The sequence below is a fragment of the SAR86 cluster bacterium genome (assembly GCA_023703535.1).
Classification (GTDB): domain Bacteria; phylum Pseudomonadota; class Gammaproteobacteria; order Magnimaribacterales; family TMED112; genus TMED112.
Genome location: CP097967.1, coordinates 706,325 through 725,568, shown reverse-complemented (window position 1 = coordinate 725,568; position 19,244 = coordinate 706,325). Strand labels below are relative to the sequence as shown.

General features: G+C 35.3%; 16 protein-coding genes and 1 tRNA gene. 9 read left to right on the top strand and 8 right to left on the bottom strand.

Going from position 1 to position 19,244, the window contains the following annotated elements:
* Positions 1 to 38: 38 nt before the first annotated feature.
* The gene (locus M9B42_03785; protein URQ63899.1) at positions 39 to 944 is read right to left on the bottom strand and encodes a LysR family transcriptional regulator; all 906 of its coding nucleotides are present in this window, start codon (positions 942 to 944) and stop codon (positions 39 to 41) included.
* Positions 945 to 1,027: 83 nt separating this feature from the next.
* On the opposite strand from M9B42_03785, the gene M9B42_03780 reads away from it, so the two are divergent.
* The 5 genes from M9B42_03780 to M9B42_03760 are packed head-to-tail and all read left to right on the top strand — an operon-like array spanning position 1,028 to position 5,222.
* Positions 1,028 to 2,245 (top strand): acyl-CoA dehydrogenase family protein, encoded by a 1,218-nt coding sequence (locus M9B42_03780; GenBank protein URQ63898.1) that lies wholly within the window; start codon positions 1,028 to 1,030, stop codon positions 2,243 to 2,245.
* Entirely contained in the window at positions 2,245 to 3,324 is a 1,080-nt protein-coding gene (locus tag M9B42_03775) for a haloalkane dehalogenase (GenBank protein URQ63897.1), read from the top strand. Before M9B42_03780 ends, M9B42_03775 begins: the two co-directional genes overlap by 1 nt.
* Positions 3,311 to 3,712, top strand: coding sequence for a DUF1330 domain-containing protein (locus tag M9B42_03770; protein URQ63896.1), 402 nt, complete (start codon positions 3,311 to 3,313; stop codon positions 3,710 to 3,712). Before M9B42_03775 ends, M9B42_03770 begins: the two co-directional genes overlap by 14 nt.
* A complete protein-coding gene (locus M9B42_03765) occupies positions 3,709 to 4,170 on the top strand; it encodes a hypothetical protein (protein URQ63895.1) in 462 nt (153 codons plus the stop codon). The genes M9B42_03770 and M9B42_03765 overlap by 4 nt, the downstream gene beginning before the upstream one ends.
* Positions 4,167 to 5,222 carry an MBL fold metallo-hydrolase gene (locus M9B42_03760; protein ID URQ63894.1) on the top strand — a complete coding sequence of 352 codons (1,056 nt, stop codon included), beginning with the start codon at positions 4,167 to 4,169 and terminating at the stop codon, positions 5,220 to 5,222. The genes M9B42_03765 and M9B42_03760 overlap by 4 nt, the downstream gene beginning before the upstream one ends.
* On the opposite strand, the gene M9B42_03755 is transcribed toward M9B42_03760, so the two are convergent.
* Positions 5,215 to 6,306 carry a PQQ-dependent sugar dehydrogenase gene (locus M9B42_03755; protein URQ63893.1) on the bottom strand — a complete coding sequence of 364 codons (1,092 nt, stop codon included), beginning with the start codon at positions 6,304 to 6,306 and terminating at the stop codon, positions 5,215 to 5,217. The genes M9B42_03760 and M9B42_03755 overlap by 8 nt on opposite strands.
* 81 nt (positions 6,307 to 6,387) lie before the next feature.
* Between M9B42_03755 and M9B42_03750 the strand changes: the two genes are divergently transcribed.
* The 4 genes from M9B42_03750 (at position 6,388) to M9B42_03735 (ending at position 10,626) form a co-directional block, all read left to right on the top strand.
* On the top strand, positions 6,388 to 8,847 hold the full coding sequence (locus tag M9B42_03750) for a zinc-dependent metalloprotease (protein URQ63892.1): 2,460 nt from the start codon (positions 6,388 to 6,390) through the stop codon (positions 8,845 to 8,847).
* Positions 8,848 to 8,860: 13 nt separating this feature from the next.
* The gene (locus tag M9B42_03745; GenBank protein URQ63891.1) at positions 8,861 to 9,544 is read left to right on the top strand and encodes a pirin family protein; all 684 of its coding nucleotides are present in this window, start codon (positions 8,861 to 8,863) and stop codon (positions 9,542 to 9,544) included.
* 31 nt (positions 9,545 to 9,575) lie between these two features.
* Positions 9,576 to 9,652 (top strand) — tRNA-Val (locus M9B42_03740).
* A 5-nt stretch (positions 9,653 to 9,657) separates the two neighbouring features.
* Positions 9,658 to 10,626: an alpha/beta hydrolase-fold protein gene (locus tag M9B42_03735; protein ID URQ63890.1), complete on the top strand. Its 969-nt coding sequence runs from the start codon at positions 9,658 to 9,660 to the stop codon at positions 10,624 to 10,626.
* Here the strand turns inward: M9B42_03735 and M9B42_03730 are convergent.
* The 6 genes from M9B42_03730 to M9B42_03705 form a co-directional block, all read right to left on the bottom strand.
* A complete protein-coding gene (locus M9B42_03730) occupies positions 10,623 to 11,801 on the bottom strand; it encodes an MFS transporter (protein ID URQ64792.1) in 1,179 nt (392 codons plus the stop codon). The two genes, M9B42_03735 and M9B42_03730, sit on opposite strands and share 4 nt — an antisense overlap.
* A gap of 105 nt (positions 11,802 to 11,906) precedes the next feature.
* Positions 11,907 to 13,043, bottom strand: coding sequence for a nitronate monooxygenase family protein (locus M9B42_03725; GenBank protein URQ63889.1), 1,137 nt, complete (start codon positions 13,041 to 13,043; stop codon positions 11,907 to 11,909).
* Positions 13,044 to 13,114: 71 nt separating this feature from the next.
* Entirely contained in the window at positions 13,115 to 13,900 is a 786-nt protein-coding gene (locus tag M9B42_03720; protein URQ64791.1) for an enoyl-CoA hydratase-related protein, read from the bottom strand.
* Positions 13,890 to 15,659: a DUF1446 domain-containing protein gene (locus tag M9B42_03715; GenBank protein ID URQ63888.1), complete on the bottom strand. Its 1,770-nt coding sequence runs from the start codon at positions 15,657 to 15,659 to the stop codon at positions 13,890 to 13,892. The genes M9B42_03720 and M9B42_03715 overlap by 11 nt, the downstream gene beginning before the upstream one ends.
* Positions 15,659 to 17,596, bottom strand: a complete 1,938-nt coding sequence (locus M9B42_03710; protein URQ63887.1) for an ATP-grasp domain-containing protein — start codon at positions 17,594 to 17,596, stop codon at positions 15,659 to 15,661. Before M9B42_03710 ends, M9B42_03715 begins: the two co-directional genes overlap by 1 nt.
* A complete protein-coding gene (locus M9B42_03705; GenBank protein ID URQ63886.1) occupies positions 17,593 to 19,236 on the bottom strand; it encodes an acyl-CoA carboxylase subunit beta in 1,644 nt (547 codons plus the stop codon). The genes M9B42_03710 and M9B42_03705 overlap by 4 nt, the downstream gene beginning before the upstream one ends.
* Between the last annotated feature and the right edge of the window lie 8 nt (positions 19,237 to 19,244).

The window sequence follows — 19,244 nt, the reverse complement described above, 5'->3', positions numbered from 1 at the left end:
CTTTTCTTCTTGAAAAATGTTGGATTACTAAACCGTTTTTACTTTAGTTTTGCTTCTTGGAAAGATTCTTTTATTAAAGATTTAAGCCATATATGACCAGGGTCATTATCATTTGATTCGTGCCATGCAAGAAAAAACTGTGAAGGCGCAACCTCGAATGGAAGAGTTTTAAAAGCAAGTTTATGTTTCTTAGCGAATGCCTTAGTACATGTTAAAACCATATCTGAATTTTTAAGTATTTCAGGTGTGATTAAGTAATGTTGTGCACGAAGAATAACTCTCCTTTCAACTTGTAATTTTGAGAGTGCATTATCAACTAAAGCTCCTCCAGTTCTTCTTCCTGAAATATGGATATGATCTAACTCTAGGTACTGGTCAATAGACAAATTTTTTGAACTGGCTAAAGGATGATCCTTCCTAAATCCACAAACAAATTCATCTTCAAATATTATTTCTTTTTTAATATCTGTTTCAGATGGAGGAAAAGGATCAACAGCAAAATTAACTTCATTTGCTGCCAACGAATGAAGTAAATCTTCTCTCATTGTGTAATAACTCGATACCTTTACATTAGGTGCTACTTTCCTAATCTTTGTCATTAGAATTGGTAGCACTCGACCTTCAGAAACATCATTGAGTGATAAGCGAAAAGTTCTACTAGATACAGCTGGATCAAAAGACTCTGGCCTCTCAATACTTTTTTGAAGTATAGACAGGGCATCTCTCACATGAATAATGATATTTTCAGTCTTTGCAGTTGGCTTCACTCCCTGACCAACTCTTATGAAAAGCTGATCATCAAAATATTCACGGAGTTTTGAAAGAGCACTACTTACTGCTGGTTGGGTTATGCCTACAATCTCACCTGCTTTTGTAAGGCTGCCTTCTGTATAAATGGCATTAAATACTACTAATAAATTTAGGTCTAAATTATTTAACTTCATAAGTATGAATTATAATTATAAATGTAATTACATATTATAAATAACATTTATAGTATTTAAGAAATTTTTTTTATATATTGAAAATGCAATTTGAAACCACAGAAAAAATCGATTTTTACCTTCCAAAAGTAAAGGAATTTGTTGAAGAAGTAGTTTTGCCTGTAGAAGCGAAAATTCATGGAAAAGAAATACCTGAAAAAGACAGATGGAAGCCACACCCAGAGTTAGAGGAACTTAAGAAAGAAGCACGTAAAAGGGGTCTTTGGAACCTATTTTTGCCAGATAGTGAATTTGGAGCTGGGCTATCAAATTTTGAATATGCACATCTAGCTGAAGAAATGGGGCGAACCGTTTTTGCTTCAGAAGCTATGAACTGTAGCGCACCAGATACAGGAAATATGGAAGTGCTGGTTAGATATGGTTCAGATGAACAAAAAGATACTTGGTTAAAGCCTCTTTTAGGTGGCGAAATAAGATCCGCATTTGGAATGACTGAACCTAATGTAGCTTCCTCAGACGCGACTAATATGGAAGCAACGGCAGAACTGGTTAATGGAGAATGGGTAATTAATGGTGAAAAGTGGTGGACCTCTGGTGCAGGAGACCCGAGATGTAAATTAATTATTTTTATGTGTGTCACAAATCCAGAAAATGAGAGACATCAAAGACACTCAATGATTCTAGTTCCTACAGATACTCCAGGAGTTGAAGTGCAAAGAATGATGCATGTCTTTGGATATGACGATGCTCCACATGGGCATGCACATATTAAATTCAATAATGTGAAAGTACCATATGAAAATGTTGTACTAGGAGAGGGCAGAGGTTTTGAAATTGCCCAAGGGAGATTAGGTCCAGGCAGAATTCACCATTGCATGCGTTCAGTTGGGGCTGCTGAAGTTGCTTTTGAGCTCATGTGTAAACGATCAATGGAGAGAACAGCATTCGGAAAAGAATTAGCAAAACTGGGTGGAAATTATGATGTTATTGCCAATTCAAGGATGGAAATAAATCAAGCAAGACTTCTTACCTTGCATGCTGCTTGGGCAATGGATAAGTACGGCAATAAAGTTGCTGCCAGCGAGATTGCACAAATTAAAGTTGTAGCTCCAAATGTTGCATGCGATGTAATTGATAGAGCGATACAAATGCATGGCGGAGGAGGTGTATCACAAGATTTTCCTTTAGCGAAGATGTACGCATTCATGAGATGCTTGCGACTAGCAGATGGTCCAGATGAGGTCCACAGAAGAAGTGTTGCTAGATTAGAATTTGCAAAATTTTTACAAGAGTCAAAATAATGAAAGTTTTAAGAACTCCAGATCACAGATTTAAAAATCTCAAAGACTTTCCTTTTGAGCCTAACTATACAAATATTAAAGACAAGAGCGGAGTTGAGCTAAGAATTCATCATTTGGATGAAGGCCCCAAAGATGGACCCATTGTACTTTTGATGCATGGACAGCCAGTTTGGTCCTATCTCTACAGAAAAATGATTCCATACCTCACCAAAGCAGGAGTGAGAATAATTGCACCTGATTTAGTTGGATATGGTCGATCAGATAAACCAAGTTCAATTGAAGATTACACATATCAAACCCAAGTTGATTGGATGAATACCTGGATAAGACAAAATGATTTCAAAAAATTAACATTTTTTGGCCAAGATTGGGGCGGTCTAATAGGATTAAGAGTTATTGCTGATAACGGCGATAGATTTTCTGGAGCTGTGATATCAAATACAGGCGTTCCTTTATCTAGAAATATGGATCCAGAAACACATAGAAAAATAAAGGAATTTAAAGCTTCTAAATACGTTCCAACAACTAGTGAGTTTGTTAGAGCCTTTAAAAAACCTGGTCCAATGGCTTTTGCTTATTGGCAAAAGTGGTCATTGAACAAGAAAAATTTTCCTGCTGGTCTACTTGTTGCGCCAATGTTTGAAAAAAGAACACGAATGCAAATGAAAATATCAGGCCTGTTTTACGAATTAGGGTTAGAGGGAATTTCTCCTTTAGTTTCAGATCTAGAAAAAGCATACAATGCTCCCTTCCCAAATAGTTCCTATAAAATGGTTTGTAGGGCAATGCCTAGTCAAGTTCCAACTTTACCTGACGATGCGGCAGTCGAAGCACAAAAAAAAGCTTGGAAATTTTTTGAGAAATTTGATAAACCATTACTGTGTGCCTTTGCAGACAATGATCCTGTTACAGTTGGAATGGATAAGCCGTTTTTGAAAAAGTGTCCAGGAACAAAGGGACAAAATCATACTGTCTTGAAAGGTGCAGGGCATTTTTGTCAAGAAACACAACCAAAAGAAATTTCAGAAATCATTGTTAGCTTTATGAAGTCAAATGGAATAATGAATGGAAGTAATTAATCAGCTATATCCCTCAAAAACACAAATAGAAGACTTCAAAAACTTTCCAACAGATAAGCCTATAAAAATGGTAAATTTGTTGAAGTTCAAAGATAAAGCTGTATATGAAGATGGTCGAAAAACAGACTTATCAGGAGTAGAAGCCTACTCGATATATGCTACTGAAGTTGTAAATCATCTTGAAAAAGTTGGCGGGAAGACTGTATTTTTTGGTGAAGTTAAAGGACTTTTAATAGGTGAAATTGAGGAGAGTTGGGAATGGGTTGCAATTGCAGAATACCCCTCTGCATCTGCTATGTATAAAATGTTTACTGACTCGGATTACATAGAAAGCGAAAAACATAGAAGCGCAGGACTTAAAGGTCAGCTAAATATAATTACGCAATGAATAAACTTTTGCCGAAAGTAATTGATGACAATTACCAAGGACCAAAGATAGCTTTATACTTTTTTATTATTTTCATGATTGTGAATACATGGAGAAGTTTCGTGCATTTCCTTTCAGAAGATGCAGGTATAAATTCAATAGCAAACATAATCACTTTTGAAGGAAGTCCTGATCCAGATAATTTAATTTATTTGTTTGGGTCTCTGTGGGGCGAGATGCAGGTTTTATTGTGTTTAATCAGCTGGATAGTGATCTTCAGATATAAAGTTTTTATACCCTTTTTTTATCTAATATGGCTTCTGGAGTGGATACTCAGAGTAGGAGTGGTCGGGAAAATACATCCACTTGAACCAATTTATCAAACTGGAATTACTCCAGGCCAAGAATATGCATGGATAGTATTAGTTTTATTATCTTTATTTTTTATGATTTCTCTTTTTAAAGTTAAAACAAAATGAAAAAAATTCTAATCACAATTTTTGTACTCATTATTACTTTTGGTATTTTTAGCTCCTCATATGTTCAGAGCAACATACTAAATATGTTGATAAAGAGTGGAATTGAAAATAATCAGATATTTCCTGAAGAAGATGCTTTGTCAGTTTTAGTTTGTGGTTCGGGCTCACCATTAGGAACTGCTGTTGCACAAACTTGCTTGCTTGTTAAAGCAGGTGATAAAAAATATGTAGTAGATATTGGCAATGGGAGTGTAAATAACCTAATGACATGGAGTAGTGACCTATTAGAGGATATTAATGGAGTTTTGATTACTCACCTCCATTCTGATCATATTGCAGATTTAGGCGATCTAAATTTAGTCACATGGGTTACAAGAGATAGAAAGCAGCAATTAGAAGTATTTGGACCTGAGGGTATTAATGATGTTGTTTCAGGATACAACCTAGCCTTTTCTCGAGATAGTAATTTCAGATATTTACATCATGGTAATCAAATTGCTGATCCATTAACTGGTGGCATGACAGCTAAAGAGATTGAAGATGGCTCGGTAATTTTTGAGGATGATAATTTAAAAATATCAGCATTTAAAGTTTTTCATGAGCCAATTGAACCTGCTCTAGGTTATAAATTTGAATATAAAGAAAGAGTCCTAGTCATAAGTGGTGATACGAGGTACGATTCTGAGCTTATCAAATCTTTTAAAGATGCTGATGTCCTTTTTTGCGAGGTAATCTCTCCAGATATAGTGGACAGATTCATTAAGGTTGCTGAACAACAAAATGACGCGAAACTTAAAAAAATTCTTGTAGATATTCTTGATTATCATATTTCTCCTCTTGATGCCGTAGATTTGGCAAATAAAGCAGGTGTAAGGCACCTTGTTTATTATCATCTTACTCCTACACTGCCAACTGAAATCAGGTTTTTGTCTGATAAATTCTTTTTTGAAGGCGTCGATGAGGCTATTGAAAATTGGACAGCTTCAACAGACGGTACCATGGTAGTTTTACCTTCAAATTCAAAAGAAATTTTGATTAGTGAGATTAATTAACAGAGTAAGAAATCTTAAAAATTTTATTAGCAGTATCATCTGATACTAATAAAGAACCATCATCATACATCAAAACTGAAGACGGCCTACCTAGAGAAGTTTCGCCATCCAGCCACCCATCAACAAAAACCTCCATAGATGCAATTTCATCATCTTTAAATTCTGCAAAAAGAACTCTGTAACCAACTTTCTTTGATCGATTCCAAGAGCCACGTTGTGCAATAAATGCACCATTCTTATATTTTTCAGGAAACATATTTCCTGTGTAAAAATCAATTCCTAATGGAGCAGTATGAGCTTGGAAGCCCCAGACTGGCTTTGTATAGCTAAAGTCATCAGGTGCATTAAAGCTATCATCAGGAATATCATTTCCATGAAAATATGGAAATCCAAAATGTTCACCTTTATAAGAAACTTTATTGAGTTCACACGGAGGAATATCATCACCCATCCAATCTCTTCCGTTATCTGTAAAATACATTTTTTCACTAATTGGGTGCCAGGCAAAACCAACGCTGTTTCTTACACCATCTGCATAAATTTCATAATTTCCATCATGAATCTGCAGGATAGAACCAAATCTTTCATCTTTTTCCTCACACACATTGCATGGAACACCTTCAGATAAATAAAGTTTGTCATCTGGCCCAAAAGCTATCCATTTCCACCCATGCCACATTTTTTTTAATGGGTTAAACATCTTCTTTCTTGGTAGGTTTTCAAAATAAATTTCTGATTTAATATCGCCAGTCTTTAATGACATTTCGATGTTATCGATTTTGATAATCTTATCTATTTCTGCAACATATAGGTCTCCATTGTGAAGGGCAACACCGGTAGGTGAATTTAACTCCGTTAGTATTTCAATTTTTTCTTCAGGGTTTGATTTTGGAAGCGCATACACAACACCAGCCTCTTTCGTTCCAACAAAAAGAAAATCACTGCCCAAGGCCATTTGTCTAGGATTTTTAATGTCGCTAGAGAAAACATCTACCTGGAAGCCCTCAGGAACTGAAAGTCTATCTGATAATGCAATTATTTGAGCTGAGAAAATCAAGACTGCTATTAATAAAATTTTTTTCATATGCCTTAAATATGTTAATCTTACATCGCTTTAAAAAGATTGTTCAAATAACTTTTTAGCTACTTAGTAAATGGAGCAGAAATGAAAAAAATCAATTTAATAATATTTATATTCACAACAATTTTATTTTTTACTAATTCTCTTAGCGCAATGCCCAGAGGAGATGATGGTAAGCCTCTTTCACCTGAAGAAATGAAAAAAGCAATGAAAGAGATGAATGAATTTGAAACTGTTGAAGACTTTCTTGAAGATGGTGAATTTGAGGAAATTGATGGTTTTTTAAAACTTTATAAAGATACTGAAAAAGATACATATTTTTTAGAGCTTAGTGAAAATGATTTAAATAAAGAGTTTCTCTACTTCGCTTATATTCTTAATGCTCCAACAGGTTCCGGTGTAATGTCAGGAGAAATGAAAGGCGATAGATTAATAGGTAATGGAATAGTATTGGAATTTAGGAAATTTAAGGATGGGCTCGCCCTCTACAAGAAAAATACAAATTTTTCGAACGAAACAGAAAATAATATTTCCAAAAGAAAATTGACTGCAATTTTTGATGCCTTTATTGGTAGATTCAAAAGTGTAGTTGAAGAGGAGGGAAGGTATCTTCTGCCTTTTTCAAAAGTTTTTCTATCCGAAATGCTTACCGCTGTATCGCCAAATATTCCACCTGAATACAGAGATTTTCTTGAGCTTGATCTTGGCAAACCTGACCCAAGTAAAACTTTTGTCGAAAAAGTAAAGAATTATGAGAAGAATACAAATATCGAGGTAAATTTTGGATTTTTTAACCCAATGCCTTCAGGATCGTCAGATATATATTCTGTAGCTGATGATAGATATACATCTGTCAAAATGAGTCATCTCTTTGTTGAAATGCCTGATGACAATTTCGTACCTAGACTAGCTGATGAAAGAGTAGGCTTCTATTCTGCAAGAATAACTGATTTATCCTCTTATGACTCTTATCCCGCAAGAGACGTCATTAATAAATGGAGACTTGTGAAAAAAGACCCAGAGGTAGAACTTTCTGAACCGGTTGAACCAATAGTTTTTTGGGTAGAAAATTCAACTCCTGAAGAAATTAAACCATTTGTTGTAGAGGGAATAGAAAGATGGAATATAGCATTTGAAAGAGCTGGTTTTAAAAATGCTATTGTTGCTAAGATTCAGCCTGATGATGCTGAGTGGGATGCGGGTGACGTTCAATATAACGTTGTCAGATGGGCTCATTCACCCGAGCCTTCCGGTCTAGCTGGTTATGGGCCAAGTATTGCAAACCCAAAAACCGGTGAAATTATTGCTTCAGATATAATGCTTGAATTCTCAGCGATTAAATCTGGATATCTTTTGAGAAAATTATGGGGATATGATGAAGAAAATGACCCTTTAGAACAATGGATCATTAATCTCACACTTCATGAAGTTGGTCACACTTTAGCTTTAATACACAACTTTAACGCAAGTTATCTTCATGGACCCAGAGAAATTCATGATGTATCAATAACAGGAAATGCCACTCTATCTTCAATAATGGACTACGATCCTCCAAATATTGCTCCAGAGGGAGTTAAACAAGGTAGGTTCTTTTCTATTGAGCCTGGTGAATATGATAAATGGGCCATTGAATTTGGCTATAAGCCTAATATGACTGATGAAGAAAGAGAAATACTTCTATCCAAATCAGTTGAAGCTCCTTATATTTGGAACTGGGCATATGGGATTGATCCAAGGTTTAGAACTTGGGACCTTTCAAATGATGTGATTACTTATACCTCTGAAAGATTCGATACTATTGATAAGAAAATAAAAGAGTTGGATGAAATATTTAATGTTGAGGGTGAGACTAAACATGATTTCACAAATGCTTTTTACAGATTAATGAGATCAAAAGGTAGATTTATGGCTGGTGTGGCAGGTCACATTGGAGGAGTGTACGTTACACGATCTCTAAATGGACAAAGTATCAATACTTTTGAGCCTGTGCCATATGAAATACAAAAAGAAGCAATGGATTTAATAGTGAAAAGATACCTATCAAATGATGCTTGGGAATTTGATTCAGAAATTGTTAAGAATCTTCATACCGAGAAAAGACTTACAGACTTCGATCGTGATGATGTACCACAACTTCACGAAATGGTTTTAGAAATGCAAGGGCAAATATTAGTTGAAATTTTGAACCCTGAAGTAATGACAAGACTTGTTGATTCATCAAAATATGGTAACAAATATATGCCTTCAGAAGTTTTGGACGATCTCTTTAATGGAATCTTTATTAGAGGAGAAGTGCCCAATACTTTTAAAAGAAACCTACAATCAAATTATGTTGATGCTTTAATGAGTGCATTTGCACCTGCAATGCCAAGAGGTCCTCGTGGTGGCGGTGAAATTCCACAACACGATGAGATATCCAAAGCAGCAATCATGGAAAGTCTTGAAAAGATTCAAAAATTTACAAAATCTGGTGTGAGTGATAAAGATACAAAAACTCATTTCAGATATTTAAATAAAAAGATCTCGAAATTTTTAGATTCATAGCTAAATAGACTTTATGACAAATAAAATTTCCTACGAAAGTTTAGGTCATGTAAATCATGGCTGGCTGGAAGCAAGACATCACTTCAGTTTTGGCTCTTATCAAGATCCAAACCGTACAGGATTTGGTGACTTAGTGGTAATAAATGATGACTTAATAGCTGCTCAAAGTGGCTTTGCAACCCATGGTCACGACAATATGGAAATTATTACTTATGTCAGGAAAGGAGCAATTACGCATGAAGATAGCCTTGGGAATAAAGGAAAGACAAATGCTGGAGATGTTCAAGTCATGAGTGCTGGTACCGGAGTAAAACATTCAGAACATAATCTAGAGGATGAAACAACTAGCCTATATCAAATATGGATAAAACCTAATGCTTTAAATGTTGAACCTAGGTGGGATGCTATGGAGTTTCCAAAAGAACATGTTGAAAATAGGCTGAACCTTATAGTTGGTGGGTCTGATGAAGCTCCATTATTTATTCATGCTGATGCTGATATTTATGCAGGTAAAATTAATGCTAAAAAAGAATTAAATCATAAGCTTAAAAGATCAGGGTATGTCTTAGCCTCTTTCGGAGTGTTCGAAGTAAATGGTATAGAGCTAAAAAAGGGCGATGCTTTAGAGATAACAGATACTAACGAATTGAAGATAACCACTCAAGAAGAATCAGAATTATTAGTTATTGACGTCTAGTTTAATTCAAACAATATATAATTATAAAAATAGACCCGTAGCTCAGCTGGTTAGAGCGCTGTCTTGACATGGCAGAGGTCGTTGGTTCAAGTCCAATCGGGTCTACCAGTAGCATGAGAACTAAACTAATTCTTAAATTATTTGTCATCATTTTAATATCCAGTTGTGGTGGTGGGAGTGGGAACGATTCCAGCCAAAGCCCAATAAATCAAATGCCCCCTTCAGGAATTAATCCAAATCAAAAAGGCACTTTAGACGGTTATTTGCAACATAATGGTATAAGAAGAGAATTTATTCTTTACGTACCTCAGTCGTATAATCAAAGCAATCCTACCTCTGTAATTTTTAACTTTCATGGTTTTGGGAGTAATGCTTTTGAGCAAATGAATTATGGTGATTTTAGAAATTTAGCTGACGAGAATGGATTTATTATTGCTCATCCTCAGGGTACAACAACCTATGGAAATGGCCCACATTGGAATAATTGGAATGGTGATGGTGGAACAAGTAATCAAGATGATATTGGATTTATAGATCAATTAATATCGCTCTTGCAGACACTTTATAATATTGATGACCAAAGGATCTATTCAACTGGCATGTCTAATGGGGGATTTTTTAGTTATCACTTAGCATGTAATTTAGGAGCAAGAATTGCAGCTGTTGCATCTGTGACAGGGACTATGTCCCCTCAGACTTATAGTAGCTGTTCACCAACTCGCCCTATTTCAGTAATGCAAATGCATGGCTTGCAAGATTCAGTGGTTCCTTTTTTAGGCTTTCCTAGTCTTGGTTTATCCCAGACAGATTTAATGGAATTTTGGGCAGCTCATAACAATTGTAACTCTCAACCAGATATTAGCTTAGTTGATGATCTCGCTCCAAATGATGGCAGCACTGGTGTTAAAACTTCTTATTTAAATTGCGATAAAGGAACTAGTGTTGAATTTTTTCTCTTTGATGGGGCAGGGCATACCTGGCCAGGTACTGGTAATAAGGCAGGAAGTAACTCGGTTAATATGGATATTGATGGAGTATCAGAAATTTATAATTTTTTTAAGAAAAATGTTTTAAACCCTTAGGTCTCTTTAGAAAACTGTATTTCAAGTGCTTTTTTGTCAGCATCATAATGTTTCCCAGCCAGGTAATAACAAATTGGTCCTGTTAGTAAATAAATTACTACTGAAGCAACTAAAACATGGGTATAGGGTTGGCTCACTCCCATATCAAGCAAGTAGTCAATGCTTAGTCCGGCTGTGTAACTGCCAAGACTGTAACCAACTAAGTTTATACAAAGAAGATTAAAAGCAACTACACTACCCCTGATATTTGCTGGAACGACTTCTTGAATCGCTGAAAAAACTGGCCCATAGAAACATCCAGTACTGAAGGCACTGCTAACAATACCAATCCAAAATATCACAGAAGTTGGATCTGCATATCTAGTAAAGGCTAGAGGCATAAGCACAAAGGTAAGAATTAATAAGAACCAAGTTCTTGGTAAATTGTATTTTTTCAAAGCCCAATCGCTCATAGCTCCACCAAAAACACTACCAGCAACCCCAAAAACTAGAAATACCAATGAATTAATCTGCAGATAGAAATCTGCTTCAAATCCTTTATCTACTACTGCCCATCTAATATCAAATGCTGCTGCTCCCAATACGAAGTGATACAGAGTTCCTGCTAAAATTGTTAAGCCTAAAGATTTAGATTTGCCTAACACCTCAAAGAGGAGGGCAATAACCTCTTTAAATGATCTTTTGTTAGTTTCAGTCTTTCGTGGCAGTTTTGTTCTGGGGTGATCTTTTACAAATAACATTAATAAGCCAAGTGCAACACCAATTCCACCTAGCAAGTAAAAAGAACCCCGCCATCCAATAACTGGACCCAAGAAGCCTGCAATCAAAAGGGCAACCCCAACCCCAACAGGCACACCCATATAATAAAAACCAGCAGCAAAACCTAGTCTTTGTTTGCCAAATCTATCTGCCAAAACTGACATTGTGCTTGGTGTAATACTTGATTCTCCTACTCCTATAAAAAATCTTGGAATTGCTAGTTGAACAAAGTTTTTTGCTAAGCCTGATAAAGCTGTGAAAAAGCTCCAAATTATTACTCCACAACCTATTATTCTTGATCTATTAAAACGATCAGCTAATGAGCCAACAAAAATTCCAGAGATTGTATATATCAGAGTGAATATAATTCCAGTAAGCAAACCAAACTCTGCGTTTGTTAGATTAAGGGCAGGGATAATATCATCTGAAAAAGCTATCAGAAAATGTCTATCAGCAATATTTAAGATATTGAGTACAGTGACTAAAAGAAGGAAGTAAGTGTTATTTAATTTTAAGATACATTACTCCATAAACGAGTTCAATCTTTCGTAAGCATCTATAAACTCTTCTTTAAATTTTTGTACTGTTTGCCCAGCTGTGAGCTTTTCATTAACAAGACCAATCCCTTGACCCACCCAATAGGTGGCAAGTTTTTTTGCCCCTTCATGACCCACATCTGAGGCTTTATCAATCTTTGCTAAAGCGGGTTCGCTGACCATTGTCTGCAGAGGCATTGGTAAGGGATCCGGTGCATCAGGAGATTCCCATGCATCAGTCCAGTCAGATTTTAATTGTCTTGAATGCTTTCCTGTTCTGCTCCTTGATCTAACTGTCTGATCTGATGAAGCATGAAGCATTTTTTCTTTTACGACTTCAGAAGTTTCAGCTTCAGAGGTTGTTAAAAAAACAGATGCGCACCAAGCACCTGATGCTCCCATTGCCATGGCACCTGCCATTTGCTCTCCAGTACAAATTCCACCTGCTGCCAAAATTGGAACATCTTTAATTGGCTGAATTGCCCTGTGAACTTCAGGAACTAAAACCATAGTTGATACACTTCCACAATGACCACCACCCTCAGTTCCAGATACAACCAGAATATCTACACCTGCTTCTACTTGTTTAACAGCATGTTCTTTTTTCCCAACAAGCGCTGCAACAGGGACATTATTCTTTTTACAAAGATCTAACATCCACTTAGGTGGTACTCCTAGAGCGTTTGCATAAAGTTTTACACCGTGATCAAAGCCTATTTGTAGCATTTCAGTTGCTCCATCTTCTTTCATATTCGCACCCCAATTTGAATAATCTTGAGTTTGTTCTCTCAATCCATCACTTTCAATTTCATATTTATCTAAGACATCAGCTCTAAAATCACGATACTCTTGTGGAATCATTTCCGCTAAATCTTTGGGATCAACACTTCCTTCTTTTCCAACAAAATTATTTGGTACAAGCAGATCTAGACCATAAGGTTTTCCATCTACATTTTGATCTATCCAGTTTAATTCTTGTTCTAATATTTCAGGAGTCATTCCAACAGCTCCTAAGACACCCATGCCACCTGCTTTTGAGACCTGAGCAACAACATCCTTACAATGACTGAATGCTAGCAATGGAAACTCTATATTAAGTATTTCACAAATTTTTGACTTCATTTTTTACCCCTTTTAGATAATTCTCGTATTAGATCAGATTCCTTAAAATACATAACAATTATACCTTAACCTTATTTCCAGTTGGGTGGTCTTTTTTCAAGAAATGCAGTTATACCCTCTTGAGCCTCTTCACTTTGAAGACTTTCAGCAATTTGCTTTTCTAAAAAATCCATTGCTTCATCAAAATCCTTAAATTCTTGTTTATAAAAGGCATTTAAACCTTTTTTCATTGCTTTTGGAGGTAATGCGGCTAGCTCATCAACTACTTCCTGAACCTTTTTACCAATATCCTTTTCAGAATAAAACTCTGTTATTAATCCTTGTTCTTTTGCTTCGACAGCATTAATTTGGTTTCCTCTCATAATAAAATCTAAACCAGCTCTTCTGTTCATTACTCTAAATAAACCAGCCATTACCATAAAAGGCCATATACCTCTTTTAATTTCAGGCGCTGAAAACTTTACATGATCTGAAGCAAATACATGAGTAGCATTTGCTATAAGCAGTAAAGCACCTGCATAAACATTGCCCCTAACCTCAATAACTATTGGTTTACATAATTTTCTTATTGATTTGACTATATCGGCTATACCTCCTTTCATATCAGGAATAAGGTCATTTTTTTCTTCTTTCATAACGCTCAAATCACCACCAGAGCAAAAAACATCACCATTAGCACTAAATTTCACCACTCGGATTTCATGTGTTTTTTCGGCAAAACTTAAGGCATACAACAGTTCATTTGTCATGGTAGGATTAATGGCATTTTTTTTATCTGGTCTGTTTAAGACAATTTCTAAGATGTTATTAGTTTGAGTGACTAACGTAGTTTTAAATTCTAAGTCATTAATTTGCATATTTTTCAATAAATTCTTTAGGACAGTCAATGAGCTTTGTGCCTAGATATTCTCCAAGACTTTTGGCCTGCCCATCTTTCCTATTATTAGATGATACCCCATTTTCAAGTATTCCTTTGACATAAAAATTTAGTGCAAAAATGTTAGGCAGTTCATATCTTTCAATTTCAAAACACTCAAGATCAGGTAATAATTTTTTTAATTGTTCTACGGTTAAAAAATGGTAGAGATAAGAATAACTTGAAGCATCTTTTGCCCATACACCTAAATTTGCACACCCACCTTTGTCACCCGAACGTGTTCCAAAAATTCTTCCAAAATTTATTTTTTCAATATCCTTTGCAACATATTCATCAATGTTGATTTTTTCAAAGTTAATTGGTTGTTCTTGATGCTTTTCGATTTCTATAACTTTAGATTCATTATTGAAATGAAGTTTTTCTTTCACATTCTTTGAATCAACTAAGGCAGGCCAATATGAAATGAAGGGCGAAGCTTGTTTAATCTCACTTTGAGCAGTCCACCCGGGATAGTTAGCGAGAGCAAGTTCTATTACTTTTGCACTAAATATTCTGCCAACTTTTTCTGGTGAAGAGGATTTTACGTCAATCTTTAAAATTGCCATAGCCTCTTCATTAGTTAATGGCTCCTTCTTGTCTGTTCTAATTAATTGGATGGAGACATCATCGAATTCATCCTTACCTCCGAGAGAGCGAAACAATTCATCGGTAAATATTTTTGCTTTTTCTTCAATATCTAAACCTGTAACAATGAGCTCCATACTATTTTTATAGCCGCCAGCCAGATTTATACATGCCTTGTGTTTGTTTGTTGGAGGAGATCCTTTGACGTTTGAAATAAATACTTTGTCATCACCTAAATCTTCAATTTTTAATGAGTCAAAGTGAGCTATTACATCTGGGCTAAGATATTTTGGCGATGAAATTTCATAAAGTAATTGAGCTGTAACTGTTCCGGTTGATACTAATCCACCAGTCCCTTTGTGTTTGTATATTTTAAAATTGCCTGATTCTTCAATTTCTGCAATTGGGAATCCAACATTTTGAAATGAGGGAACTTCTTTAAAAAAAGAATAGTTGCCACCTGTAGCTTGAGCTCCACACTCTATAATATGTCCAGCGGCCAGTGAACCAGCCAATTTATCATAGTCATCTCTAGACCAATTAAATTTCCAAGCTGCAGGCCCCATAACTAGTGCTGCGTCTGTAACTCTCGGACAAATTACTATATCTGCACCCTCATCAAGAGCCTTTTTAATGCCCCAACATCCTAAATAATAATTTGCAGAAACTGCTGGAAGACTTTGTTTGAATAGTGAAGCTCCAGTATCTAAATTTTTAAGCTCTTCTCCATTTTTTTTTAGCTCATCAAATTTATCCATAAAATCGTCACCATCTATGTATGCAACTTTTAGATTCAGCCCTTCGGAATCAAGTATATTTTTTACTTCATCGGCCATACTTTTTGGATTGAGTCCGCCAGCATTAGAGATGACTTTAATATTTTTTTCTGAACAAGAAGAGGCAATTTGTTTCAATTGCTTAAGGAAAGTTCCTACATAACCAGCTTTTTCTCCTCTTTGTATTTTTTGACCATATAGAATAGCCATGGTTAGCTCTGCAAGGTAGTCACCTGTAAGAACATCAATTGGACCACCATCAACCATTTCTTTTGCAGCAGATAGCCTATCACCATAGAATCCACTACAGTTAGCAATTTTGATTGTATTTTTACTCATCAATCAATCTTAAGTAGGTTTGCACCACTTTCGACCTGATCCCCTGTTTTTACATACATTTCGGAAATTTTACCATCAGATACAGCTTTTACAGCATGTTCCATCTTCATAGCTTCAAGTATTAAAAGTGTCTCACCAGCTTTTACAGTTTTATTTAATTTTGCATTAATCTTAATGATTTTACCTGGCATAGGTGCTGTTAAGCTTCCCTCAGCAGCTACCTCAGTTAGATCATTAAAAGTTGGTAAAATTTTTAATATCAAATCTCCTTGACCAGAATTTATTGAGATACTTTCTCCAAATTTGGTAATAGTGGCATTTAGGATTATTCCATCAATCTCACAGATTATTAAATTCTCACTAACTTCTACCATTTCAATTTTTGAGAGTGAAATTCGTTCAAAGTGCTCTCTATAAATTTCTAAAAAATTTCCAGTATTTGAATATTTAAAAATATATTCCTCATCATTCAAGAGAAAAGCCAGAGTGGACTTTGGCAATATTCCATTTGTCCAATTTCGTGGTAAAAAATTAAGATTGCTGTTATAAGTTTTTTGGTAAAACTGTAACCATGCAACCGCAGCTTTCATGCATCTATCTATATTTCCCTTATCTTTCAGAGGAAATAGCTTCTTGTTTTCCCGCTCAATGAAATCTGAAGTAGTTTTGCCGCTAAGAAATGATTTATTTTCTAGACATCCAATCAAAAAATCTTTATTTGTTATAACACCTGGTAGATGAATAGATTTAAGCTCTTTTGATAAGATTTTCGCTGATTCTTCCCTAGTTTCTGAAAACGAAATTACTTTTGCAAGCATGGGGTCAAAGTCTGGAGTAACTTTATCTCCTTTTTTGATTCCTGTGTCCCATCTGATATTTGCTGAGTTTGAAAAAGATAAGTTAGCAATAGTTCCAGTTTCAGGAAGAAAGTCATTATTGGGATTCTCTGCATAAAGTCTTGCCTCAATAGCATGACCTTTAAAGACTATATCTGATTGTTGGAATGAAAGTCTTTTTCCACTAGCAACCTTTATTTGTTCTCTAACAAGATCGATGCCTGTTACCATTTCTGTAACTGGATGCTCAACTTGGAGACGAGTATTTACCTCTAAAAACCAAAATTCGTTTGTATTTTCATCAAAAATAAATTCAACTGTTCCTGCAGATTTGTAGTTTAACTTTTTAGCTAACTCAACAGCTGTACTTGTAATATTTTGCCTTAAATCTTCAGTCAGTCTTAAAGAGGGACTTTCTTCTATAATTTTTTGGTGCCTTCTTTGAATTGAACATTCTCTCTCACCAAGATGTATTACATTCCCGAAATTATCACCTAATATTTGCACCTCAATATGCCTAGATTTTTCAATGAACTTCTCTAAAAAAACTCTGTTATCTCCAAAGCTTGATTTAGCCTCTCTTTTGGCTGCTGCTACAGAGTCATCAAGTTCTTTTGGCGAATTAACTACTCTCATTCCTTTGCCACCACCTCCTGCAGAAGCCTTTACTAAGATTGGATAACCTATTTTTTTTGCATCAGAGAGTTTAGAGGTCTTGCTGAGTGTTGGAATATTTTGTTTTATACAAAAATTTTTTGAATTGATTTTATCTCCCATTAATTCAATTGTTTCTGCGTCCGGCCCAATCCAAACAATCTTTTCATTTTTTATTTTTTTGCAAAACTCTGCATTTTCAGATAAAAACCCATAGCCTGGATGTATTGCATCTACATTAAATTGCTTTGCTTTATTAATGATTTCATCTTGATCCATATACCCATTATCAAGTCTAAATGCATGATCAGAATTCTGAACATATACAGAGTTTTTATCAATTTCCACATACATAGCAACAGCTTCTAAGCCCATTTCTTTAATAGTTTTAATAATTCTGAGCGCAATTTCGCCTCTATTTGCTACAAGGATTCTTTTAAGTCTCATAGTCTAAAAACTCCATACCCATCAGCGCCTTTGATTAAATTATTGTCTGAGATTGAAAGAGAAAATCCTAAAACATTTCTAGTATCTCTTGGATCAATAATTCCATCATCAGTTACCATGCTGCTGGCTGAAAGAGCTAAAGATTCTTTTTCAGCTAATGTTTCAACCATTTCAACGAGCTGTTTATCTAGTTTTTCATCAAACTTTTCACCCTTTCTTTTTGCCTTTGCTCTTCTTACTAAAGACATCACACCTGCAAATTGTTTAGGCCCCATTACAGCTATTTTTGCTGATGGCCATGTGAACAAAAATCTATTATTAAATGCTCTGCCTGACATAGCATATGTTCCTGCACCATATGAAGCACCAATAATGAAGCTTATATGAGGAACATTTGAATTAGATACTGCGTTAATGAGTTGAGAACCTTTTTTTATAATTGCTTGTCTCTCGAACTCTTTGCCAACAAGAAACCCTGTAACGTTGTGTAGAAAAACAATAGGAGTATTAGTTTGGTTGCAAAGTTGAATGAATGTTGCTGATTTTTCAGCTGTTTGAGGATATATAGGACCATTATTTCCTAAAATACCTATAGGATAACCAAAGACATTTGCCCAACCACAAACCATAGAGCTGTCATAAAGAGGTTTATATTCCTCAAATCTTGATTCATCAACAATTCTCATAATTACTTCACGAATATCAACTTGAGTTTTTAAATCATCGCTGAATAAACCTAAAAGATCCTCTGAGTCATAAGCAGGCTCAAACGATGTTTTTAAGGAGAAGTTTGATTTTTTATAAATATTTAGATGATTAACAACATTTCTACAAATCCTAATCGCATCGCTATCATTCTCTGCTAAATAGTCAGAGAAACCAGATATTTCAGAATGCATTTTTGCCCCACCAAGCGTTTCATCATCTGAAATTTCTCCGGTAGCCATTTGAACTAGAGGAGGGCCAGCTAGAAAAGCCTTAGATTGGTTTCTTATAAAAATATTGTAATCGGACATGCCTGGTTGATATGCTCCTCCTGCAGTTGAAGAACCAAAGACTACAGAAATTACTGGAATTTTTAACTTTGATAACTCTGTCATTTCATAGAAAGACCTCCCTGATGAGGCAAAATGTGGATATTGAAGTTGTCTTGTTTCTGTTGCACCACCTTGGGCACCTCTAAGATCAGCACCAGCAGACTCGACAAAATTAATGAATGGAATTTTATTATCACGAGAAATTTGAATTGCTCTCATCCATTTTTCTTGGACATACACTGTCATCGCACCACCTAAAACTGATGGATCATTTGCGAAAATAACACATTCTTTACCTGCAACAAGTCCAACTCCAACTACACAGCCACCACCAACTGTATAACTTGTACCATGAGCAGCAAAAGGGGATATTTCAAGAAAAGGTGTGTCAGGGTCTAATAAAAGCTTTATCCTTTTCCTTACTGGAAGCTTTCCTTGTTTTGCTAATCTATCGAGATGATATTGACCACCACCTAACTCTGCTTCACTTAATAGAGAATTAAGCTTCTCAATTTTCTGGAGCATCATTTCTTTATTATTGATAAAAGAATTCGATTTTTTATCAATAAATGACTTAAGAATTGGAGCGATATTTTTATACATTTAGGAAA

Bases quoted from the DNA above. Each gene is read 5' to 3' on its own strand.
- M9B42_03770 (URQ63896.1), top strand. From the start codon at position 3,311: ATGGAAGTAATTAATCAGCTATATCCCTCAAAAACACAAATAGAAGAC.
- M9B42_03750 (URQ63892.1), top strand. From the start codon at position 6,388: ATGAAAAAAATCAATTTAATAATATTTATATTCACAACAATTTTATTT.
- M9B42_03735 (URQ63890.1), top strand. From the start codon at position 9,658: ATGAGAACTAAACTAATTCTTAAATTATTTGTCATCATTTTAATATCC.
- M9B42_03725 (URQ63889.1), bottom strand. From the start codon at position 13,043: ATGAAGTCAAAAATTTGTGAAATACTTAATATAGAGTTTCCATTGCTA.
- M9B42_03710 (URQ63887.1), bottom strand. From the start codon at position 17,596: ATGAGACTTAAAAGAATCCTTGTAGCAAATAGAGGCGAAATTGCGCTC.
- M9B42_03755 (URQ63893.1), bottom strand. From the start codon at position 6,306: ATGAAAAAAATTTTATTAATAGCAGTCTTGATTTTCTCAGCTCAAATA.
- M9B42_03780 (URQ63898.1), top strand. From the start codon at position 1,028: ATGCAATTTGAAACCACAGAAAAAATCGATTTTTACCTTCCAAAAGTA.
- M9B42_03760 (URQ63894.1), top strand. From the start codon at position 4,167: ATGAAAAAAATTCTAATCACAATTTTTGTACTCATTATTACTTTTGGT.
- M9B42_03715 (URQ63888.1), bottom strand. From the start codon at position 15,659: ATGAGTAAAAATACAATCAAAATTGCTAACTGTAGTGGATTCTATGGT.
- M9B42_03720 (URQ64791.1), bottom strand. From the start codon at position 13,900: ATGCAAATTAATGACTTAGAATTTAAAACTACGTTAGTCACTCAAACT.
- M9B42_03775 (URQ63897.1), top strand. From the start codon at position 2,245: ATGAAAGTTTTAAGAACTCCAGATCACAGATTTAAAAATCTCAAAGAC.
- M9B42_03765 (URQ63895.1), top strand. From the start codon at position 3,709: ATGAATAAACTTTTGCCGAAAGTAATTGATGACAATTACCAAGGACCA.
- M9B42_03705 (URQ63886.1), bottom strand. From the start codon at position 19,236: ATGTATAAAAATATCGCTCCAATTCTTAAGTCATTTATTGATAAAAAA.
- M9B42_03745 (URQ63891.1), top strand. From the start codon at position 8,861: ATGACAAATAAAATTTCCTACGAAAGTTTAGGTCATGTAAATCATGGC.
- M9B42_03785 (URQ63899.1), bottom strand. From the start codon at position 944: ATGAAGTTAAATAATTTAGACCTAAATTTATTAGTAGTATTTAATGCC.